General features: G+C 72.3%; 20 protein-coding genes. 15 read left to right on the top strand and 5 right to left on the bottom strand.

The window, feature by feature from the left end; genetic code table 11:
• Window positions 1-135: 135 nt before the first annotated feature.
• A complete protein-coding gene (dnaE, locus tag ACFWTC_RS03565) occupies window positions 136-3,678 on the top strand; it encodes a DNA polymerase III subunit alpha (protein ID WP_384025685.1) in 3,543 nt (1,180 codons plus the stop codon).
• An 85-nt stretch (window positions 3,679-3,763) separates the two neighbouring features.
• On the opposite strand, the gene ACFWTC_RS03560 is transcribed toward dnaE, so the two are convergent.
• Window positions 3,764-3,928, bottom strand: a complete 165-nt coding sequence (locus ACFWTC_RS03560) for a hypothetical protein (protein WP_383924027.1) — start codon at window positions 3,926-3,928, stop codon at window positions 3,764-3,766.
• Window positions 3,929-4,150: 222 nt separating this feature from the next.
• On the opposite strand from ACFWTC_RS03560, the gene ACFWTC_RS03555 reads away from it, so the two are divergent.
• The 4 genes from ACFWTC_RS03555 to ACFWTC_RS03540 are packed head-to-tail and all read left to right on the top strand — an operon-like array spanning window position 4,151 to window position 8,042.
• Complete coding sequence (locus tag ACFWTC_RS03555; protein ID WP_384025682.1) at window positions 4,151-5,470, top strand: NYN domain-containing protein; 1,320 nt, start codon at window positions 4,151-4,153, stop codon at window positions 5,468-5,470.
• Window positions 5,471-5,498: 28 nt separating this feature from the next.
• Window positions 5,499-6,548 carry an ABC transporter ATP-binding protein gene (locus ACFWTC_RS03550; RefSeq protein WP_383924023.1) on the top strand — a complete coding sequence of 350 codons (1,050 nt, stop codon included), beginning with the start codon at window positions 5,499-5,501 and terminating at the stop codon, window positions 6,546-6,548.
• Window positions 6,545-7,354: an ABC transporter permease gene (locus ACFWTC_RS03545; protein WP_383924020.1), complete on the top strand. Its 810-nt coding sequence runs from the start codon at window positions 6,545-6,547 to the stop codon at window positions 7,352-7,354. Before ACFWTC_RS03550 ends, ACFWTC_RS03545 begins: the two co-directional genes overlap by 4 nt.
• Before the next feature lie 34 nt (window positions 7,355-7,388).
• Window positions 7,389-8,042 (top strand): hypothetical protein, encoded by a 654-nt coding sequence (locus ACFWTC_RS03540; RefSeq protein ID WP_383924017.1) that lies wholly within the window; start codon window positions 7,389-7,391, stop codon window positions 8,040-8,042.
• 81 nt (window positions 8,043-8,123) lie between these two features.
• Here ACFWTC_RS03540 and ybaK read toward each other — a convergent pair whose 3' ends face one another.
• Genes ybaK through ACFWTC_RS03525 form a run of 3 tightly spaced genes read right to left on the bottom strand, consistent with a single transcriptional unit; the run spans window position 8,124 to window position 10,985 of the window.
• Window positions 8,124-8,618, bottom strand: coding sequence for a Cys-tRNA(Pro) deacylase (gene ybaK, locus ACFWTC_RS03535; protein ID WP_383924014.1), 495 nt, complete (start codon window positions 8,616-8,618; stop codon window positions 8,124-8,126).
• A complete protein-coding gene (locus ACFWTC_RS03530; protein WP_383924011.1) occupies window positions 8,618-9,355 on the bottom strand; it encodes an LON peptidase substrate-binding domain-containing protein in 738 nt (245 codons plus the stop codon). The genes ybaK and ACFWTC_RS03530 overlap by 1 nt, the downstream gene beginning before the upstream one ends.
• Before the next feature lie 34 nt (window positions 9,356-9,389).
• Entirely contained in the window at window positions 9,390-10,985 is a 1,596-nt protein-coding gene (locus tag ACFWTC_RS03525) for an oxidoreductase (RefSeq protein ID WP_384025679.1), read from the bottom strand.
• Window positions 10,986-11,108: 123 nt separating this feature from the next.
• On the opposite strand from ACFWTC_RS03525, the gene hisD reads away from it, so the two are divergent.
• From hisD to hisF, 8 genes are read left to right on the top strand one after another with little or no spacing between them, the layout of a single operon-like run.
• The gene (hisD, locus tag ACFWTC_RS03520; RefSeq protein ID WP_383924006.1) at window positions 11,109-12,476 is read left to right on the top strand and encodes a histidinol dehydrogenase; all 1,368 of its coding nucleotides are present in this window, start codon (window positions 11,109-11,111) and stop codon (window positions 12,474-12,476) included.
• Complete coding sequence (locus ACFWTC_RS03515; RefSeq protein WP_383924003.1) at window positions 12,473-13,588, top strand: histidinol-phosphate transaminase; 1,116 nt, start codon at window positions 12,473-12,475, stop codon at window positions 13,586-13,588. The genes hisD and ACFWTC_RS03515 overlap by 4 nt, the downstream gene beginning before the upstream one ends.
• Window positions 13,585-14,178 (top strand): imidazoleglycerol-phosphate dehydratase HisB, encoded by a 594-nt coding sequence (hisB, locus tag ACFWTC_RS03510; protein ID WP_053682211.1) that lies wholly within the window; start codon window positions 13,585-13,587, stop codon window positions 14,176-14,178. The genes ACFWTC_RS03515 and hisB overlap by 4 nt, the downstream gene beginning before the upstream one ends.
• Window positions 14,179-14,180: 2 nt before the next feature.
• Window positions 14,181-14,348 (top strand): hypothetical protein, encoded by a 168-nt coding sequence (locus ACFWTC_RS03505; RefSeq protein ID WP_383923999.1) that lies wholly within the window; start codon window positions 14,181-14,183, stop codon window positions 14,346-14,348.
• On the top strand, window positions 14,345-14,995 hold the full coding sequence (hisH, locus tag ACFWTC_RS03500) for an imidazole glycerol phosphate synthase subunit HisH (RefSeq protein WP_383923996.1): 651 nt from the start codon (window positions 14,345-14,347) through the stop codon (window positions 14,993-14,995). Before ACFWTC_RS03505 ends, hisH begins: the two co-directional genes overlap by 4 nt.
• Window positions 14,995-15,732, top strand: coding sequence for a bifunctional 1-(5-phosphoribosyl)-5-((5-phosphoribosylamino)methylideneamino)imidazole-4-carboxamide isomerase/phosphoribosylanthranilate isomerase PriA (priA, locus tag ACFWTC_RS03495; RefSeq protein WP_383923993.1), 738 nt, complete (start codon window positions 14,995-14,997; stop codon window positions 15,730-15,732). The genes hisH and priA overlap by 1 nt, the downstream gene beginning before the upstream one ends.
• On the top strand, window positions 15,729-16,151 hold the full coding sequence (locus ACFWTC_RS03490) for a RidA family protein (RefSeq protein ID WP_383923990.1): 423 nt from the start codon (window positions 15,729-15,731) through the stop codon (window positions 16,149-16,151). Before priA ends, ACFWTC_RS03490 begins: the two co-directional genes overlap by 4 nt.
• Window positions 16,148-16,903: an imidazole glycerol phosphate synthase subunit HisF gene (gene hisF, locus ACFWTC_RS03485; RefSeq protein ID WP_383923988.1), complete on the top strand. Its 756-nt coding sequence runs from the start codon at window positions 16,148-16,150 to the stop codon at window positions 16,901-16,903. The genes ACFWTC_RS03490 and hisF overlap by 4 nt, the downstream gene beginning before the upstream one ends.
• A gap of 58 nt (window positions 16,904-16,961) precedes the next feature.
• Here hisF and ACFWTC_RS03480 read toward each other — a convergent pair whose 3' ends face one another.
• Window positions 16,962-17,594, bottom strand: coding sequence for a TIGR03085 family metal-binding protein (locus tag ACFWTC_RS03480; RefSeq protein WP_383923985.1), 633 nt, complete (start codon window positions 17,592-17,594; stop codon window positions 16,962-16,964).
• A gap of 92 nt (window positions 17,595-17,686) precedes the next feature.
• Here ACFWTC_RS03480 and hisI point away from each other — a divergent pair, with 92 nt between their 5' ends.
• Both hisI and ACFWTC_RS03470 read left to right on the top strand, forming a co-directional pair.
• Window positions 17,687-18,064: a phosphoribosyl-AMP cyclohydrolase gene (gene hisI / locus ACFWTC_RS03475; RefSeq protein WP_383923983.1), complete on the top strand. Its 378-nt coding sequence runs from the start codon at window positions 17,687-17,689 to the stop codon at window positions 18,062-18,064.
• Window positions 18,065-18,076: 12 nt separating this feature from the next.
• Window positions 18,077-19,567 carry an anthranilate synthase component I gene (locus tag ACFWTC_RS03470; protein WP_267720957.1) on the top strand — a complete coding sequence of 497 codons (1,491 nt, stop codon included), beginning with the start codon at window positions 18,077-18,079 and terminating at the stop codon, window positions 19,565-19,567.
• Window position 19,568 lies beyond the last annotated feature (1 nt).

Here is a 19,568-nt window from a genome sequence, read left to right as displayed (position 1 = left end):
TGCTGACCATGCTGGCAGGACCGGGGTCCTCGGTTCTGCAACGGATGACCGTACCCGTCGGTGCCCGTGATCTGTCACCCGGGAGACGTAGGATTCGTAGCTGCCGCCCTCTCTCCCCGCCGGAGGATCCCCACCGTGACCAAACCGCCGTTCACGCACCTGCACGTCCACACCCAGTACTCCCTGCTGGACGGTGCCGCGCGGCTGAAGGACATGTTCAACGCGTGCAACGAGATGGGCATGTCCCACATCGCGATGTCCGACCACGGCAACCTGCACGGGGCCTACGACTTCTTCCACACCGCGAAGAAGGCCGGGATCACCCCGATCATCGGCATCGAGGCGTACGTCGCCCCCGAGTCCCGGCGCAACAAGCGCCGCATCCAGTGGGGCCAGCCGCACCAGAAGCGCGACGACGTCTCCGGCTCCGGCGGCTACACCCACAAGACGATCTGGGCGGCGAACGCCACCGGTCTGAACAACCTCTTCCGGCTGTCCTCCGACGCGTACGCCGAGGGCTGGCTCACCAAGTGGCCGCGCATGGACAAGGAGACCATCAGCCAGTGGTCCGAGGGGCTCATCGCCTCCACCGGCTGCCCCTCCGGCGAGCTCCAGACCCGGCTGCGCCTCGGCCAGTTCGACGAGGCCCTCAAGGCCGCCTCCGAGTACCAGGACATCTTCGGCAAGGAGCGGTACTTCCTGGAGCTGATGGACCACGGCATCGAGATCGAGCGCCGGGTCCGCGACGGGCTCCTGGAGATCGGCAAGAAGCTCGACATCCCGCCGCTGGTCACGAACGACTCGCACTACACGTACGCCAGCGAGGCGGGCGCCCACGACGCCCTGCTCTGCATCCAGACCGGCAAGAACCTCTCCGACCCGGACCGCTTCCGCTTCGACGGCACCGGCTACTACCTGAAGTCCACGGAGGAGATGTACGCCATCGACTCCTCGGACGCCTGGCAGCAGGGCTGCGCCAACACCCGCCTGGTCGCGGAGCAGGTCGACACCGAGGGCATGTTCCAGTTCCGGAACCTGATGCCGAAGTTCGACATCCCGGACGGCTACACCGAGGTCACCTGGTTCCGCGAGGAGACCATGCGCGGCATGGAGCGCCGCTACCCGGGGGGCATCCCGGACGACCGGATGAAGCAGGCCGAGTACGAGATGGACACGATCATCTCGATGGGCTTCCCCGGCTACTTCCTCGTGGTCGCCGACTTCATCATGTGGGCGAAGAAGCAGGGGATCGCGGTGGGCCCGGGCCGCGGCTCCGCGGCCGGCTCGATCGTCGCGTACGCCATGGGCATCACCGACCTCGACCCGATCACCCACGGCCTGATCTTCGAGCGCTTCCTGAACCCCGAGCGCGTCTCCATGCCCGATGTCGACATCGACTTCGACGAGCGCAGGCGCGTGGAGGTGATCCGGTACGTGACCGAGAAGTACGGCGCCGACAAGGTCGCCATGATCGGCACCTACGGCACCATCAAGGCCAAGAACGCGATCAAGGACTCCGCCCGCGTCCTCGGCTACCCCTACGCCATGGGCGACCGGCTGACCAAGGCCATGCCCGCCGACGTCCTCGGCAAGGGCATCCCGCTCTCCGGCATCCTCGACCCGACGCACCCCCGCTACAGCGAGGCCGGCGAGATCCGCGGGATGTACGAGAACGAGCCGGACGTGAAGAAGGTCATCGACACCGCCCGCGGTGTGGAGGGACTGGTCCGGCAGATGGGCGTGCACGCCGCCGGCGTGATCATGTCCAGCGAGACGATCACCGACCACGTGCCCGTCTGGGTGCGGCACTCCGACGGCGTCACCATCACCCAGTGGGACTACCCGAGCTGCGAGTCGCTCGGCCTGCTGAAGATGGACTTCCTCGGCCTGCGCAACCTCACGATCATGGACGACGCCGTCAAGATGGTGAAGGCCAACAAGGGGATCGACATCGATCTCCTCGGCCTCCCGCTCGACGACCCCAAGACCTTCGAACTGCTCGGTCGCGGCGACACCCTCGGCGTCTTCCAGTTCGACGGCGGGCCCATGCGCTCCCTGCTGCGCCTGATGAAGCCCGACAACTTCGAGGACATCTCCGCCGTCTCGGCCCTGTACCGGCCGGGCCCGATGGGCATGAACTCGCACACGAACTACGCCCTGCGCAAGAACAAGCAGCAGGAGATCACCCCGATCCACCCGGAGCTGGAGGGCCCGCTCGAAGAGGTCCTCGCCGTCACCTACGGCCTGATCGTCTACCAGGAGCAGGTCCAGAAGGCCGCCCAGATCATCGCCGGCTACTCGCTCGGCGAGGCCGACATCCTGCGCCGCGTGATGGGCAAGAAGAAGCCCGAGGAGCTGGCGAAGAACTTCGTCATCTTCGAGGAGGGGGCCAAGAAGAAGGGCTTCAGCGACCAGGCGATCAAGGCCCTCTGGGACGTCCTGGTCCCCTTCGCCGGCTACGCCTTCAACAAGGCCCACTCGGCCGCCTACGGACTCGTCTCCTACTGGACCGCCTACCTGAAGGCGAACTTCCCGGCCGAGTACATGGCCGGTCTGCTCACCTCGGTCAAGGACGACAAGGACAAGTCCGCGATCTACCTCAACGAGTGCCGGCGCATGGGCATCAAGGTCCTGCCGCCGAACGTGAACGAGTCGGAGCCGAACTTCGCCGCCCAGGGCGACGACGTGATCCTCTTCGGCCTCACCGCCGTCCGCAACGTCGGCACCAACGTCGTGGAATCGATCATCAGGAGCAGGAAGGCGAAGGGGAAGTACTCCTCCTTCCCCGACTTCCTGGACAAGGTCGAGGCCGTGGTCTGCAACAAGCGGACCGTCGAGTCGCTGATCAAGGCCGGCGCCTTCGACGAGATGGGCCACACCCGCAAGGGCCTCGTCGCCCACCACGAGCCGATGATCGACAACGTGGTGGCGGTCAAGCGCAAGGAGGCCGAGGGGCAGTTCGACCTCTTCGGTGCGATGGGCGACGAGAGCGCGGGCGACGAGCCGGGCTTCGGCCTCGACGTGGTCTTCTCCGACGTCGAGTGGGAGAAGTCCTACCTGCTCGCCCAGGAGCGCGAGATGCTCGGCCTCTACGTCTCCGACCACCCGCTCTTCGGCCTGGAGCACGTGCTGTCCGACAAGACGGACGCCGGCATCTCCCAGCTGACCGGCGGCGAGCACTCCGACGGCGCGGTCGTCACCATCGGCGGCATCATCTCGGGCCTCCAGCGCAAGATGACCAAGCAGGGCAACGCCTGGGCCATCGCCACCGTCGAGGACCTGGCCGGTTCCATCGAGTGCATGTTCTTCCCCGCGACCTACCAGCTCGTCTCCACCCAGCTGGTCGAGGACACCGTCGTCTTCGTCAAGGGCCGCCTCGACAAGCGCGAGGACGTCCCCCGCCTGGTCGCGATGGAGATGATGGTCCCCGACGTCTCCTCGGCCGGCACCAACGCGCCCGTCGTCCTCACCATCCCCACCGTCAAGGTCACGCCGCCGATGGTGACCCGGCTGGGCGAGATCCTGCGCCACCACCACGGCAACACCGAGGTGCGGATCAAGCTCCAGGGCCCCCGGTCGACCACCGTCCTGCGGCTCGACAAGCACCGGGTCAAGCCCGACCCGGCGCTGTTCGGCGACCTCAAGGTGCTGCTCGGACCGTCCTGCCTGGCCGGATAGGGACGGTCGCCCGCGTACGGAAGGGCCCGCCCGGCGATGGGCGGGCCCTTCCGTCACTGGACGCGCGGGCGCGGGCCCGCGGGCGTCAGTTGTGGCCGAACTTCTTCTGCTTGCTCTTGTGGGCCATGTCCATCGGACTCGGCGCCTGCGACATCGACTCCGACGACTCCGCCGAGCTCTTCGCCTGGTCCGGCGCGGACGAGCGGGCCTGCTGCTTCGACGGCTGCTTCTGGTTCTTGTTCTTGGCCATGGTGGAGCCTCCGTGAGGGTCTAGGGGCCAGGACGCCTTCACACTCACACAACGCCAGAAACCGCGCATTTTGGATCATTACTACGCGTAGCCGGTGGCTCCTTCCGACCCCCCTTCCCCGCCCCGCGTGAGATCCGCCACGCCGATGATCGAGTTCCGGCCGTCAACACCCTTGCGGTCGGGCAGACTCGGGGAATATCCAGAGGACCCCCACGGAAGAGGGTGGAACGCGTGGACCGCTGCGTCGTCCTGGTGGACGCCGGCTATCTGCTGGGCGCCGCCGCCAGCCTTCTCGCAGGGGAGCCCTCGCGCTCCCGCATCACCGTCGACCATGCCGCCCTCATCCAGGGCCTGCGCGAGCGGGCCGAGGCCGACACCGAGCAGCCCCTGCTGCGCATCTACTGGTTCGACGGCGCACCCGACCGGGTGCCGCAGCCCGAGCACCGGCGGCTGCGCGTCATGCCCCGCGTCACCGTCCGGCTGGGCGCCCTGACCCGCAGCGACGGACGCTGGGCCCAGAAGGGCGTCGACGCCGCCATGCACGCCGAGCTCACCGAGCTGGCCCGCAACCGCGCCTGCTCCGACGTCGTACTGGTGACCGGCGACGGCGACCTGCTGCCCGGGCTGATGTCCGCCAAGGAGCACGGGGTCGCCGTCCACCTGTGGGCCGTCCAGGCCGCCGACGGCGACTACAACCAGTCCGAGGACCTCGTCGCCGAGGCCGACGAGCGCCGCGTGCTGGACCGCGCCTGGATCACCCGCGCCGTACGGGCCAAGGACCTGACCGGGCTGTGTTCACCACCGCCCGCCCCGCGCCCCGACATCGCCGCCATCCTCTCCGCCCCGCTGCCCGAGGCCGCGCTCGCCGAGGCAGCCCGCAACGGCACCGCCGCCGGCGAGGAGCGGCAGCAGGGTGGTGTACCGGTCCCCGCGCCCGCCGCCTCCGGGGGCAAGACCGTACCCACCCCCAAGGACCTCGCCGGCTCGCTGCGGGCCCCCGCCCCGCAGAGCGCCGGGCCGGCCGGGGGCAACGGCGGTCAGCCCCCGGCCGGCAGCGCCCTGCGCTGGTCCTCCGACAAGGGCTGGATCGACCGGGCCGGCCCGCTCGGGGAACCCGCCGAGACCGCCTCCCTGCCCACCCTCGCCCAGCTCACCAGCGCCGAGCAGCGCTGGGCGGACCGCGAGGAGGACATCACCACGGTCGGCGGTGACCCCTTCGAGGTCGGGCAGGTGTTCGCCCGGCGCTGGATGGAACGGCTCCCGGAGGCCGTGCACCTCCAGAAACTGGCCACGATGTACCCCCGGATCCCGCACCGCATCGACGGGGAGCTGCTGCGCTACGCCGCCCGGTTCGGGCTCCTCGCGCACAAGGACGACCAGATCGACGAACACGACCGGTACGCCATCCGGGCCGGTTTCTGGCGGGAGATCGACGTCCGCGCGGCCGCCGAGCACGTGGCCGCGGTACCGGCCGCCCCGCCCGGCGCGGGCCCCTCCGACCCCGGAGTCGCGGCGACCCCCTCGGCCCCGGCGGCCGAGTAGGGGCGGGAACCCCGTAGGCTGCTCCCTCGTGAGCACGGGCACAGCACAGGCGGAACCACGCGGGAAGCACGGCACGGCAGCAGCCGCGGAAACGGCCTCCGACGTGGTCTGCGCGGTGCGTGACCTGGTCAAGACGTATCCGGCGGTGCGCGGTCGGCGCGGGGCTCCGGCCCTGCCCGAGACCCGCGCCACGGACGGCGTCTGCCTCGACGTGCGGCGCGGCGAGATCTTCGGCCTCCTCGGCCCCAACGGCGCCGGCAAGTCCACCCTGGTCCGCCAGCTCACCGGCCTGATGCGGCCGGACGCGGGCACCGTGACCCTGCTCGGACACGACCTCGTACGCCACCCCGGGCGGGCGGCCCGGCTGCTCGCCTACCTGGGGCAGGAGTCCACCGCCCTGGACGAGCTGACCGTGTCCCTGGCCGCCGAGACCACCGGCCGGCTGCGGGGGCTCGACGCCCGGGCGGCGCGGGCGGCGCGTGACTGCGTACTGGAGGAGCTCGGGCTGACCGAGATCGCCGGGCGGCCCCTGAAGAAGCTCTCCGGCGGCCAGCGGCGCCTGGCCTGCTTCGCCGCCACGCTGGTGGGCGAGCGGCCCTTCCTGGTCCTCGACGAGCCCACCACCGGCATGGACCCGCTCGCCCGGCGGGCCGTCTGGTCGGCCGTGGACCGGCGGCGCGAGCGGCACGGCGCGACCGTCCTGCTCGTCACGCACAACGTCATCGAGGCGGAGACCGTCCTCGACCGGGTCGCCGTCATCGACCAGGGCAAGGTCATCGCCTGCGACACCCCGTCCGGGCTGAGGGCCAAGGTCTCCGGCGAGGTCCGGCTGGAGCTGGTGTGGCGCTCCGCCGCGCCGCTGGAGGTGCCGGAGGTCGCGGCGCTCGCCCCGCTGGCCGCCGAGTCCGGCCGCCGCTGGGTGCTGCGGCTGCCGCCGGAGGAGGCGCGGGCCGCGGTGGCCGCCGTCACCGGGGGGCCGGCGTTCGCCGCCCTCGACGATTTCACGTTGGCGACGCCGAGCCTGGAGGACGTCTACCTGGCGCTGGGCGGGCGGATGAAGGGTCTGGTCAAGTCGTGACTACCGCTGCCGCGGACGCCGTGGGCGTCCACGCCGGCTCCGTGTGCGCCCCCGCCGAGCTGGCGCCGAAGGCGCGGTTCTTCCCCGCGCTGGCCGCCGTGTACAGGGCGCAGCTGTCCCGGGCGCGGGTCGCGCGGATCCCGCTGCTGTTCGTGGCCACGTTCCAGTCCGTCGGCATCATGATCCTGATGCGGGGCGTGGTGGACGGCGGTTCGGAGGCGCGGGCCGTCGTGGCAGGCTCCTCCGTGCTCGTGGTCGCCTTCGTCGCGCTGAACCTGCTCGCGCAGTACTTCGGGCAGCTGCGGGCCGGCGGCGGGCTCGACCACTACGCCACCCTGCCGGTGCCGCCCGCGTCGGTGGTGCTGGGCGCGGCCGCCGCGTACGCCTCGTTCACCCTGCCGGGCACCCTGGTCACCGCGGTGTTCGGGTGCGTGCTCTTCGGGCTGCCGATGGGCGGGCTGTGGATCCTGGCCGCCGTGGTTCCGCTGGCCGGGGCCGCGCTGGCCGGGCTCGGGGCGGCCCTGGGGCTGCTCGCGCCGCGACAGGAGCTGGCCACGCTGGCCGGGCAGCTCGGCATGTCCGCCGCGCTGCTGCTGGGGGTGCTGCCGCCGGAGCGGATGCCGGAGGTGATCGTGTGGGCGCGGGACCTGCTGCCGTCCACGTACGGGGTGGAGGCGTTCGCCCGTACCTTCGCGGCGGACCCCGACTGGGCCGTGGTCCTCTTCGACCTGGGCGTGTGCGCCGCCGTCGGCGTGCTGTCGCTGGCCCTCGCCACCTGGGCGTACCGCCGGGCGGCGGTCCGCTGAAGCCGGTGCCGGGCTCACCTGGCACGATGTGGGGGTGACCGAAGCCGTGACCCCGCCCTCCCCGTTCGACCCGCCGTCGCTCCCGCCCCGCAAGGCCGGCGGGGGCGACGCCGCCGTCACCCCGGCGGACGTCCGGGACGGCGCCGCCGTCGCCCTCGCGGTCGGTGTGGCCGGCGTGCTCCTGGGACTGCTGTGGGCGTGGCTGGCGCCGCGGGCGCAGTACGTCTCCAACGGGGAGGCCGTGTTCCTGCGCAACACCGAGAGCGAGGCCCGGATCGGGGCGGACGGCACCTTCTTCCTGCTGGCCGCCGGTCTGGGCGTGCTGAGCGCCGTCGGCGTCTTCCTGTGGCGCCGGGCCGGCGGCGTGACGCTGGTGATCGGCCTGGCGGTCGGTTCCTGCTTCGCCGCGCTGGTGGGCTGGCGGCTCGGCCTGTGGCTGGGCCCCTCCGCGGACCTGGTCACCGCCGCGCGGCAGGCCGGCAAGGGGGTCCCGTTCGACGCGCCGCTCCAGCTGCTGGCGCACGGGGTGCTGCTCGCGTGGCCGATGGCCGCGGTGCTCGTGCACCTCGGGCTGACGGCCCTGTGGTCCCCGCACGACCCGGAGCCGGTGCCGGAGTGGGCCGCCGCCCAGTACCCGCCGCCGCACGTCCACGCCGATCCGGCCGCGCCGGAGCCCCCGCGGGGCTGAAACGCCCGGGGCCCTGCGGTCGGGGGACCGGTGGTCGGCGGGCCCGGTGGTCCGCGGGCTCTGCGGCCGCGGGCCCCGCGGTCAGGTGCGGGCGATGGGGGCCAGGACGGCACCCGTCAGAGCGGCCAGGTCCGCGGGGGACAGCTCGACCTCCAGGCCCCGGCGGCCCGCCGACACGCAGATCGTGGCGCGGTCCGAGGCCGAGGCGTCCAGCACCGTGCGCAGCCGCTTGCGCTGCCCCAGCGGTGAGATGCCACCTCGGACGTACCCCGTCGTGCGCTCCGCCAGCACCGGGTCGGCCATCGCCGCCCGCTTGCCGCCGACCGCCGTCGCCAGGGCCTTGAGGTCCAGGGAGCCCGACACCGGCACCACGGCCACCGTCAGGACCCCGTCCACGTCCGTGACCAGCGTCTTGAACACCTGGGCCGGCGAGACTCCCATGGCCTCGGCGGCCTCCTCGCCGTACGAGGGGTGCGCCGGGTCGTGCTCGTACGCGTGGGTGGCGAAGGAGACCCCCGCCGCCGTCAGGGCCACGATCGCCGGGGTGCCCGTCGGCTGCGCCTTCTTCTTCGCCATCAGTTCGGGCTCGTGGGGGAGCGGGTCAGGTCCACCGCCGGCAGCGACGGCAGGTGCCGGATCACCGCGGTCTCCGCGCGCAGCAGCTTCAGTTCCTCCGCCAGCCGCGTCGCCGTGTCCGGGGCTTGGAGCAGCCGCTGCTTCGCCGGGATGTCCAGCACCGCCGCCGCCGCCACCAGGTACGACACCACCGACGGCTCGTCGGGGAGCTCCGCGCCCGTCAGGGACCGCTCGCGGGCCCCGGCCAGGCGCTTCTGGTAGGCGCGGAAGGCCCGCAGGACCCCCTCGGCCAGGGCGCCGGCGCCCTCGCCCGTGTCCTCGGGCAGCTCTTCCAGCTCCGCCGTCAGGTAGGGGCCCGAGGAGTCCACGGACACCAGGCGGACCCGCGTCGTGCCGGTCGCCAGGACCTCGAAGCTGCCGTCCTCCCGCTCCCGGATCGTCGCCGCGTCCGCGATGCAGCCCACCCGGTGGAAGGCCTGGATCGGGTCCGCGCCGAAACCGGCGGCCGGTCCCCGCTCGGGGAGGGCCGTCTGGTCCGGGAGGCCGGGCGCGGTCGGCGCGACCTCCCGGCCGTCGCGGATCGCGACGACCGCGAACCGGCGCGGCTCGTCCTCGCCCGTCTTCAGGAGCTCGCTCATCATGGCGCGATAGCGCTCCTCGAAGATGTTCAGCGGGAGGACGAGTCCCGGGAACAGCACCGAGTTCAGCGGGAAGAGGGGCAGGCGAACGGTGGTCACGAGGCACAGGGTAATGGCCGCGGGCCCGGACCCGTCACCCCCGCCTCAGCAGGCGGGACGCGCCCGCGGCCACCGTGGTGGCCAGGATCCAGCCCAGGATGACGAGGGCCGCCGCGCCCCACTGCCAGCCGCCCTCCACCTTCCAGTGCCCCTGCTGGCCGAGGTCGATCACCGGCAGCAGGAGGTCGAGCGCGTACAGGGTCGCGTTCCACTGCGGGTGCTCGTCCGCCTTGATCGGCGGGGGGTCGTGCTGGGAGAACAGCAGCGTGCCCGCCGCCCAGAGGACCACCATCCACAGCGCCGCCCGCCCCGGCCGGTAGCCGTAGACCACCGTCCAGTCCTGGAGGTACCCCCAGGCCCGCGCCGCCGGAGGCAGGGTGGTCCGGCGGCGGCGCTGCTTGGCCAGCAGCACCCGGCGGGCGTCCGAGTCCTCGCCGCCGCCCCGCAGGACGGCGGCGAGCCGCTCGTACGGATCCGGCGAGTACTCGGGGGTGGCCGCCTCCACCCAGGCCAGGCGCCGGGCGAGGGGGAAGTGGCCGCGGGGCGCGAGGGTCTCGTACACGAAGCCCTCGATGGCGAGCCCGCCCGGACCCGGCCAGCTGGTGGAGCTGTCGACCAGCTTGACCACCTTGGCCCCCGACACCACCACCCGCCCGCGCTCCGGCCGCTCGCCGACGAAGCGGAACTCGGGGGTCTGGATCCGGCGCAGGGATATCTCCTGCTCCTCGGTGAGGAGGAAGCGGGCGCCGTAGAAGTCGATCGCGTCGCCGAAGCGCCCGTCGTCCAGCCGCAGCCCGCCCCGGCACTCGAAGCGCTGCTGCCGCCGCCCGTTCGGCGGCATCAGGCCCAGACCGTACGGGGGAGTGGAGGAGTTCGAGCCGGGGACGTGGTCCAGCGCGATCGAGGTCAGGTACAGGGTCCGCTCGACGGTCAGCTGCGGGGCGTTGAGCGCGAAGCGCCCGTACGGATTGCGCAGACGGGCCCCGCGCAGGTTCATCGACACGCCGACCTTCGCGCCCCGCAGGCTCACCTCGCCGTACGTCTCCAGCATCTCGCCCTGGAAGTCCTGCGCGACCGACATGCCGTCGGCGACGACGGCCCGGCCCTTGTTGTCCCGCTGCACCACCGCCTGGCTGATCAGCAGGTCGGTGCCGATCTGCGCGTCGGTCAGCCGGATGCCCCGGGCCACCCGGCAGCGCGGCAGGTGCAGGTCGCCCTCGGTGTGCAGCCGCGCCGCCTCCAGCCGCGGGACCGCGCAGTTGACCAGGCGCAGCGTGCCGAAGCGGGCCTCCGAGAGCTGGATCTCGCCGTCGAACCGGCAGGACTGGAGCTCCACGTACGGGGCCACGGCGCCGCCGGACAGGTCGAGCCGCCCGGTGATCCGTACGCCGCGCAGCTTGAGCGAGGCCACCCTGCCCGGCACCGGGGGCGGCCCGTGGAGCAGCAGCAGCGCCACCACGTCGGCCCGGACGGCCCGCTCCGGCCCCCAGACCCGCTCGGCGTGCGGATCGTCCCGGTCGGCGGCCCGCGCGCTCAGGTCGCAGACGGCGCCCGTACGGAACGCCTCCCACATGCGGCGCTCGGGACCGGTGAGGTCCGCCGGCGCCTCGCCCGGGCGTGCCTCGGTCATGCGGTCCCCCTCCGCCGTACCTGCGTGTAGGGGAACGCTAACGGGCGGCTGTGACACCCGGGGCGTGTATCAGCCAGTGATACAGGCGAACGGTGCCGCTGGGCGGTCTGAGAGAATTGGGGGGTGATCTCTCGTATCGACCTGCGCGGCGACTCCCTCCCCGAGGGGGGCGCCCTGCGCGATCTGCTGCCCCGTGCCGAGTTCGACGTTGAAGCCGCCCTGGAGAAGGTGCGGCCCATCTGCGAGGACGTCCACCATCGCGGCACGGCGGCGCTCATCGAGTACGCGCAGAAGTTCGACGGGGTCGAGCTCGCGCAGGTCCGGGTACCCGCGGAGGCCCTCGACGCCGCCCTGGAACAGCTGGACCCGGCCGTCCGCGCCGCCCTGGAGGAGTCGATCCGGCGCGCCCGGATCGTGCACCGCGCACAGCGCCGCACCGAGCACACCACCCAGGTGGTCCCCGGCGGAACCGTGACCGAGAAGTGGATTCCGGTGGAGCGCGTGGGGCTGTACGCCCCGGGCGGCCGCTCGGTCTACCCCTCCTCCGTCGTCATGAACGTCGTCCCGGCGCAGGAGGCGGGCGTCGCGTCGATCGCGCTCGCGTCCCCGCCCCAGAGGCCCGCCTTCGACGGGGACCCCTTCGGGGGCCTGCCGCACCCGACGATCCTCGCCGCGTGCGCCCTGCTCGGCGTGGACGAGGTGTACGCCGTGGGCGGCGCCGTGGCCGTCGCGATGTTCGCGTACGGCACGGAGGACTGCCCGCCGGTCAACATGGTGACCGGCCCCGGCAACATCTGGGTCGCCGCCGCCAAGCGCTACTTCACCGGCCGCATCGGCATCGACACCGAGGCCGGACCGACCGAGATCGCCGTCCTCGCCGACTCCACGGCCGACCCCGTGCACGTCGCCGCCGACCTGATCAGCCAGGCCGAGCACGACCCGCTGGCCGCCGCCGTCCTGGTCACCGACTCCGAGGACCTCGCGGCCGCGGTCGAGAAGGAGCTGGAGCCGCAGGTCGCCGCGTCCAAGCACGTCGAGGACCGGATCAAGCCGGCGCTCGCCGGGCGCCAGTCCGCGATCGTGCTGGTCGACAGCCTGGAGGACGGCCTCAAGGTCGTCGACGCGTACGGCGCCGAGCACCTGGAGATCCAGACCGCCGACGCCGCCGCCTGGGCCGCCCGCGTCCGCAACGCCGGTGCGATCTTCGTCGGCGCCTGGTCCCCGGTCTCCCTCGGCGACTACTGCGCCGGATCGAACCACGTGCTGCCCACCGCGGGCTGCGCCTGCCACTCCTCCGGCCTGTCCGTGCAGTCCTTCCTGCGCGGCGTCCACATCGTCGACTACACGCGCGACGCCCTCGCCGAGGTCACCCACCACGTGGTGGCACTGGCCGAGGCCGAGGACCTGCCCGCGCACGGCGCCGCCCTGAAGGCGCGTTTTGGCGGAGCCGTACCAAACCAGCACAGCGGATGGAAGGTCCCCCAGCAGTGACCGCCGACCTCGGCATCGACGACCTCCCCGTCCGCGACGAGCTGCGCGGCAAGACCCCGTACGGCGCCCCGCAGCTCGACGTGCCCGTCCAGCTGAACACCAACGAGAACCCGTACGGGCTCCCCGAGGAGCTCGTCGCGCGGATCGCCGAGCGCGTGGCCGACGCCGCCCGCACCCTCAACCGCTACCCCGACCGGGACGCCGTCGAGCTGCGCACCGAGCTGGCCGCCTACCTCACGCGCACCGGCAAGCACCCGGTCGCCCGGGAGAACGTGTGGGCCGCCAACGGCTCCAACGAGGTCCTCCAGCAGCTGCTGCAGACCTTCGGCGGGCCCGGCCGCACCGCGATCGGCTTCGAGCCCTCGTACTCGATGCACGCGCTGATCGCCCGCGGCACCGGCACCGGCTGGATCTCCGGCCCGCGCCGGGAGGACTTCACCATCGACGTGGAGGCCGCGGAGCGGGCCGTCGCCGAGCACGCCCCCGACGTCGTCTTCATCACCTCGCCCAACAACCCCACGGGCACCGCGGTGGGGGCGGAGACGGTCCTGGCCCTCTACGAGGCCGCCCAGGCCGCCAAGCCCTCGATCGTGATCGTGGACGAGGCGTACGTGGAGTTCAGCCACCGGGACTCGCTGCTGCCCCTCATCGAGGGCCGGCCGAACCTCGTGGTCTCCCGGACCATGTCCAAGGCCTTCGGAGCCGCCGGACTGCGCCTGGGCTACCTGGCCGCGCACCCCGCCGTCGTGGACGCCGTCCAGCTGGTGCGCCTGCCGTACCACCTGTCGGCCGTCACCCAGGCGACCGCACTGGCCGCCCTGGAGCACACCGACACCCTGCTCGGCTACGTCGAGCAGCTCAAGGCCGAACGCGACCGGCTCGTCACCGAGCTGCGGGGCCTCGGCTTCGAGGTCACCGAGTCCGACGCGAACTTCATCCAGTTCGGCAGGTTCCCGGACTCCCACACCGCATGGCAGAAGATCCTCGACCGGGGCGTCCTGGTCCGGGACAACGGCGTACCGGGCTGGCTGCGGGTCACCGCCGGCACCCCGGCCGAGAACGACGCGTTCCTGGAAGCGGTTCGCGCACTGAAGAAGGAGCAGCAGGCATGAGCCGCATCGGACGGGTCGAGCGCACCACGAAGGAGACCTCGGTCGTCGTCGAGATAAACCTCGACGGAACCGGCAAGGTCGACGTCTCGACGGGCGTGGGCTTCTACGACCACATGCTCGACCAGCTCGGCCGCCACGGCCTCTTCGACCTCACGGTCAAGACCGAGGGCGACCTGCACATCGACAGCCACCACACCATCGAGGACAGCGCCCTCGCCCTCGGCGCCGCCTTCAAGCAGGCCCTCGGCGACAAGGTCGGCATCTACCGCTTCGGCAACTGCACCGTGCCGCTCGACGAGTCCCTCGCCCAGGTGACCGTCGACCTGTCCGGCCGCCCGTACCTCGTGCACACCGAGCCCGAGAACATGGCGCCGATGATCGGCACGTACGACACGACGATGACCCGGCACATCTTCGAGTCCTTCGTCGCGCAGGCCCAGATCGCCCTGCACATCCACGTCCCGTACGGCCGCAACGCCCACCACATCGTGGAGTGCCAGTTCAAGGCCCTCGCCCGCGCCCTGCGCTACGCCGCGGAGTTCGACCCGCGCGCGGCCGGCATCCTGCCCTCCACGAAGGGCGCCCTCTAGCCGTGAACGGCCTCAACACCATCCTGATCGTCCTCGGCCTCTTCCTGGCCGGCGGCGTCTACTCCTTCCAGAAGCAGAAGATGCCCAAGTCGGTCGTCATCCTGCTCGCCATCAGCTCCGCGATGTGTCTCGCCGCCGGAGTCCTGCGCATCCAAGGGGTCTGGGAATGAGCACTGCCGGACCGACCAAGAAGGTCGTCGTCTTCGACTACGGCTTCGGCAACGTCCGCTCCGCCGAACGCGCCCTCGCGCGCGTCGGCGCGGACGTGGAGATCACCCGCGACTACGACCGGGCGATGGACGCCGACGGGCTCCTCGTCCCCGGCGTCGGCGCCTTCTCCGCCTGCATGAAGGGCCTCAAGGACGCCCGAGGCGACTGGATCATCGGCCGCCGGCTCTCCGGCGGCCGCCCGGTCATGGGCATCTGCGTCGGCATGCAGATCCTCTTCGAGCGCGGCATCGAGCACGGTGTCGAGACCGAGGGCCTCGACGAGTGGCCCGGCACGGTCGGTCCGCTCAGGGCCCCGATCGTCCCCCACATGGGCTGGAACACCGTCGAGGCCCCGGCCGACAGCCAGGCCTTCGCCGGCCTGGACACCGACGCCCGCTTCTACTTCGTGCACTCCTACGCGGCGCGCGAGTGGAGCCTGGAGGTCACCAACCCCGCCATCCGCGCCCCCCGCGTCACCTGGGCCACCCACGGCGAGCCCTTCGTCGCGGCGGTGGAGAACGGGGCCCTGTGGGCCACCCAGTTCCACCCCGAGAAGTCCGGCGACGCCGGAGCCCAGCTCCTCACCAACTGGATCGAGACCCTCTGATGCCCGTGTCCTCAGCGAAGCTGGAACTCCTCCCCGCGGTCGACGTCCGCGACGGACAGGCCGTCCGCCTCGTGCACGGCGTCTCCGGCAGCGAGACCTCCTACGGCTCTCCGCTGGAGGCAGCCCTCGCCTGGCAGGCCTCCGGCGCCGAATGGCTCCACCTGGTCGACCTCGACGCGGCCTTCGGCACCGGCGACAACCGCGCCCTGGTCGCCGAGATCACCGGCGCGATGGACATCAAGGTCGAGCTGTCCGGCGGCATCCGCGACGACGCCTCGCTCGCCGCGGCGCTCGCCACCGGCTGCACCCGCGTCAACCTCGGCACCGCGGCCCTGGAGACCCCCGAGTGGGCCGCCGAGGCCATCGCCGACCACGGCGACCGCATCGCCGTCGGCCTCGACGTCCGCGGCACCACCCTCAAGGGCCGCGGCTGGACCAGCGAGGGCGGCGACCTGTACGAGACCCTCGCCCGCCTGGACTCCGAGGGCTGCGCCCGCTACGTCGTCACCGACATCGGCAAGGACGGCACGCTCACCGGCCCCAACCTGGAGCTGCTGAAGAACGTCTGCGCCGCCACGGACCGGCCCGTCGTGGCCTCCGGCGGCATCTCCTCCCTGGACGACCTGCGGGCGCTCTCCGAGCTGGTCCCGCTGGGCGTCGAGGGCGCGATCGTCGGCAAGGCCCTGTACGCCAAGGCCTTCACCCTGGAAGAAGCCCTGAAGGTGGTCTCCGCATGAGCTCCGACTCCGTACGCCGCATCTCCTCCGGCGGCGCCTACGAGGACGTCATCGGCTACTCCCGCGCCGTCCAGCTCCCGAACGGCCTGGTGCTGGTCTCCGGCTGCACCGCGGCCGACGCCGGCGGCCCGTACGACCAGACGGTCGGCGCCTTCGGCGTCGCCTTCAAGGCGCTCACCCAGGCCGGACTAGGCCCCGAGCACGTGGTGCGCACCCGCCTGTACCTCACCCACGCCCGCGACGTGGAGGAGGTCGGCCGCGCCCACAAGGAGCTGTTCGACTCCGTCAGGCCCGCCGCCTCCATGATCATCGTCTCCGGTTTCGTCGACCCGGGCATGGTCGTCGAGGTGGAGGTCGAGGCCTTCGGCCCGGCCCTCACCGGCGCCGACGCCGCGACCCCCGGGGAGGCGTCCGCATGACCCTCGCCGTACGCGTGATCCCCTGCCTGGACGTGGACAACGGCCGGGTCGTCAAGGGCGTCAACTTCCAGAACCTGCGGGACGCCGGCGACCCGGTGGAGATGGCCAAGCTGTACGACGCCGAGGGCGCCGACGAGCTGACCTTCCTCGACATCAGCGCGTCCTCCGGCAATCGCGAGACCACCTACGACGTGGTGCGCCGCACCGCCGAGCAGGTCTTCATCCCGCTGACCGTGGGCGGCGGCGTCCGGACCGCGGACGACGTCGACAAGCTGCTGCGGGCCGGCGCGGACAAGGTCGGTGTGAACACCGCCGCCATCGCCCGCCCCGAACTCATCCAGGAGATCGCGGAGCGCTTCGGCCGGCAGGTCCTCGTCCTGTCCGTCGACGCCCGCCGCACCGCCTCGGGCTCCTTCGAGGTCACCACCCACGGCGGCCGCAAGGGCACCGGCATCGACGCCGTCGAGTGGGCCCACCGGGCCGCCGAGCTGGGCGCCGGGGAGATCCTGCTGAACTCGATGGACGCGGACGGCACCAAGGACGGCTACGACACCGAGATGATCGCGGCCGTACGCCGGCACGTGACCGTCCCGGTGATCGCCTCGGGCGGCGCGGGCCGCCTCGCGCACTTCGCGCCGGCGATCGGGGCGGGCGCGGACGCGGTGCTCGCCGCGTCGGTGTTCCATTTCGGCGACCTGCGGATCTCCGAGGTCAAGACGGCCCTGCGCGAAGCGGGCCACCCGGTCCGCTGACCGTCCCGCGACACGCCCGGCCCCGGTGGCCCCGCCCGACCGGCGGGGCCACCGGGCGTCACAGGCCCAGTTCCGCCACCGTCAGCTCCGCGACAGCCGTCTTGTCGCCGTCCAGGGTCACCGCGGCGGAGTCCTGGCGGCCGAAGCAGAACAGCGTCAGCTCGCCCGGCTCGCCCGTCACCGTCACCACCGGCACGCCCTTGCGCGCCACCGCCGTCCGGCCGTCGGGCCGCCGCAGGACCAGGCCCACCGGCGAGCGCCGCCCCGCCAGGCGGGCCAGCTTCTCCAGCCGGGACCACAGGGAGTCCGAGAACACCGGGTCCAGCTCCCGCGGCGACCAGTCGGGCTGCGCCCGCCGGACGTCCTCCGCGTGTACGTAGAACTCCACCGCGTTCGCCGCCTCGTCGATCTGCTTCAGCGCGTACACGGAGAACTTCGGCGGCCCGGTCCGGATCAGCTGGACGAGCTCCTCGTACGGCTTGGCCCGGTACTCGTCCATCGCCTTGTCCAGCCGGGCCTTCAGCACGTTCAGCAGCAGCCCGCCCGCCGCGTCCGGCCGCCGCTCGCGGACCACCACGTGCGCCGCGAGGTCCCGGCACGTCCAGCCTTCGCACAGGGTCGGCGCCTGCGGCCCGGCCGCCTCCAACAGGTCCGCCAGCAAGAGGCGTTCGCGCTTCGCATGGGTAGACATGCGGGCCAGCCTACGGCCGGAACCCGCCTTGTGCCCGCCCATCAGGCGGACGGTGATCCGTACCGCGGCCCGCCGCCCGGCACAATGGCCGCATGGTTACGTCCCCCCGCCCCGGCAACCTCGACCCCGCCATCGCCGCGCGCCTCAAGCGCTCCGCCGACGGCCTGGTACCGGCCATCGCCCAGCAGTACGACACCGGTGAGGTGCTCATGCTCGGCTGGATGGACGACGAGGCCCTGCACCGCACCCTGACCACCGGCCGCTGCACGTACTGGTCCCGCAGCCGCCAGGAGTACTGGGTCAAGGGGGATACTTCCGGCCACTTCCAGCACGTGAAATCCGTCGCCCTCGACTGCGACGCCGACACCGTGCTCGTCAAGGTCGACCAGGTCGGAGCCGCCTGCCACACCGGTACCCGCACCTGCTTCGACGCCGACGTCCTTCCGATCGCCGCAGCCGAGAACAGGTAGGTTCGCACCGCCATGGATCTTGAGACGTTCCGCAAGCTCGCGGCCGACCGCCGCGTCATCCCCGTGAGCCGCAAGCTGCTGGCCGACGGGGACACCCCCGTCGGGCTCTACCGCAAGCTCGCCGCCGAACGCCCGGGGACCTTCCTGCTGGAGTCCGCCGAGAACGGCCGCTCCTGGTCCCGCTACTCCTTCGTCGGCGTCCGCAGCGACGCGACCCTGACCGTCCGCGACGGCCAGGCGCACTGGATCGGCACCCCGCCCGTCGGCGTGCCCACCGACGGAGACCCGCTCGACGCCCTGCGCGCCACGGTCGAGGCCCTGCACACCCCCCGCGACCTCGCCGGCGGCACGCCGCCCTTCACCGGCGGCATGGTCGGCTACCTCGGCTACGACATCGTGCGCCGCCTGGAGCGCATCGGCGAGCACACCCGGGACGACCTGGAACTGCCCGAGCTGACGATGCTGCTCACCTCCGACCTGGCGGTCCTGGACCACTGGGACGGCACCGTCCAGCTCATCGCGAACGCCATCAACCACAACGCCCTCGACTCGGGAGTGGACGAGGCGTACGCCGACGCCGTGGCCCGCCTCGACGCGATGGAGGCCGACCTCTCCCGCCCGGCCCCCTACACCCCCGCCCCGCTGCCCGCCTCCGAGCTGCCCGAGTACTCGGCGCTGTGGGGCGGCGAGAAGTACCAGGCCGCCGTCGAGGACATCAAGGAGCGCATCCGCTCCGGCGAGGCCTTCCAGGTGGTGCCCTCGCAGCGGTTCGAGACCCCCTGCCACGCCTCCGCGCTGGACGTCTACCGGGTGCTGCGGGCCACCAACCCGTCCCCGTACATGTACCTCTTCCGCTTCGAGAACGGCTTCGACGTCGTCGGCTCCAGCCCCGAGGCCCTGGTCAAGGTCGAGGACGGCCGGGCCATGGTCCACCCCATCGCCGGCACCCGCCACCGCGGGGCCACCCCGCAGGAGGACCACGACCTCGCCGAGGAGCTGATGGCCGACCCCAAGGAGCGCGCGGAGCACCTCATGCTCGTCGACCTCGGCCGCAACGACCTCGGCCGGGTCTGCGAGCCGGGATCCGTGGAGGTCGTCGACTTCATGTCCGTCGAGCGGTACTCGCACGTCATGCACATCGTGTCCACCGTCACCGGTCGCGTCGCCGAGGGTAAGACGGCCTTCGACGTGCTCACCGCCTGCTTCCCGGCAGGCACCCTCTCGGGCGCGCCGAAGCCCCGGGCCATGCAGATCATCGAGGAGCTGGAGCCCTCCCGGCGCGGCCTCTACGGCGGCTGCGTCGGCTACCTCGACTTCGCCGGAGACTCCGACACGGCCATCGCCATCCGCACCGCGCTGCTGCGCGACGGGACGGCGTACGTCCAGGCGGGCGCCGGGGTCGTCGCCGACTCGGTGCCCGAGCTGGAGGACGCGGAATGCCGCAACAAGGCGGCCGCCGTGCTCCGTGCGGTGGGAGCGGCGAACCGCCTCCACGGCTCCTGAG

The organism is Streptomyces sp. NPDC058619, from assembly GCF_042717785.1.
Lineage (GTDB): Bacteria > Actinomycetota > Actinomycetes > Streptomycetales > Streptomycetaceae > Streptomyces.
The sequence above is the reverse complement of the archived record's forward strand: the minus strand, read 5'-3'. Positions and strand labels throughout refer to the sequence as shown.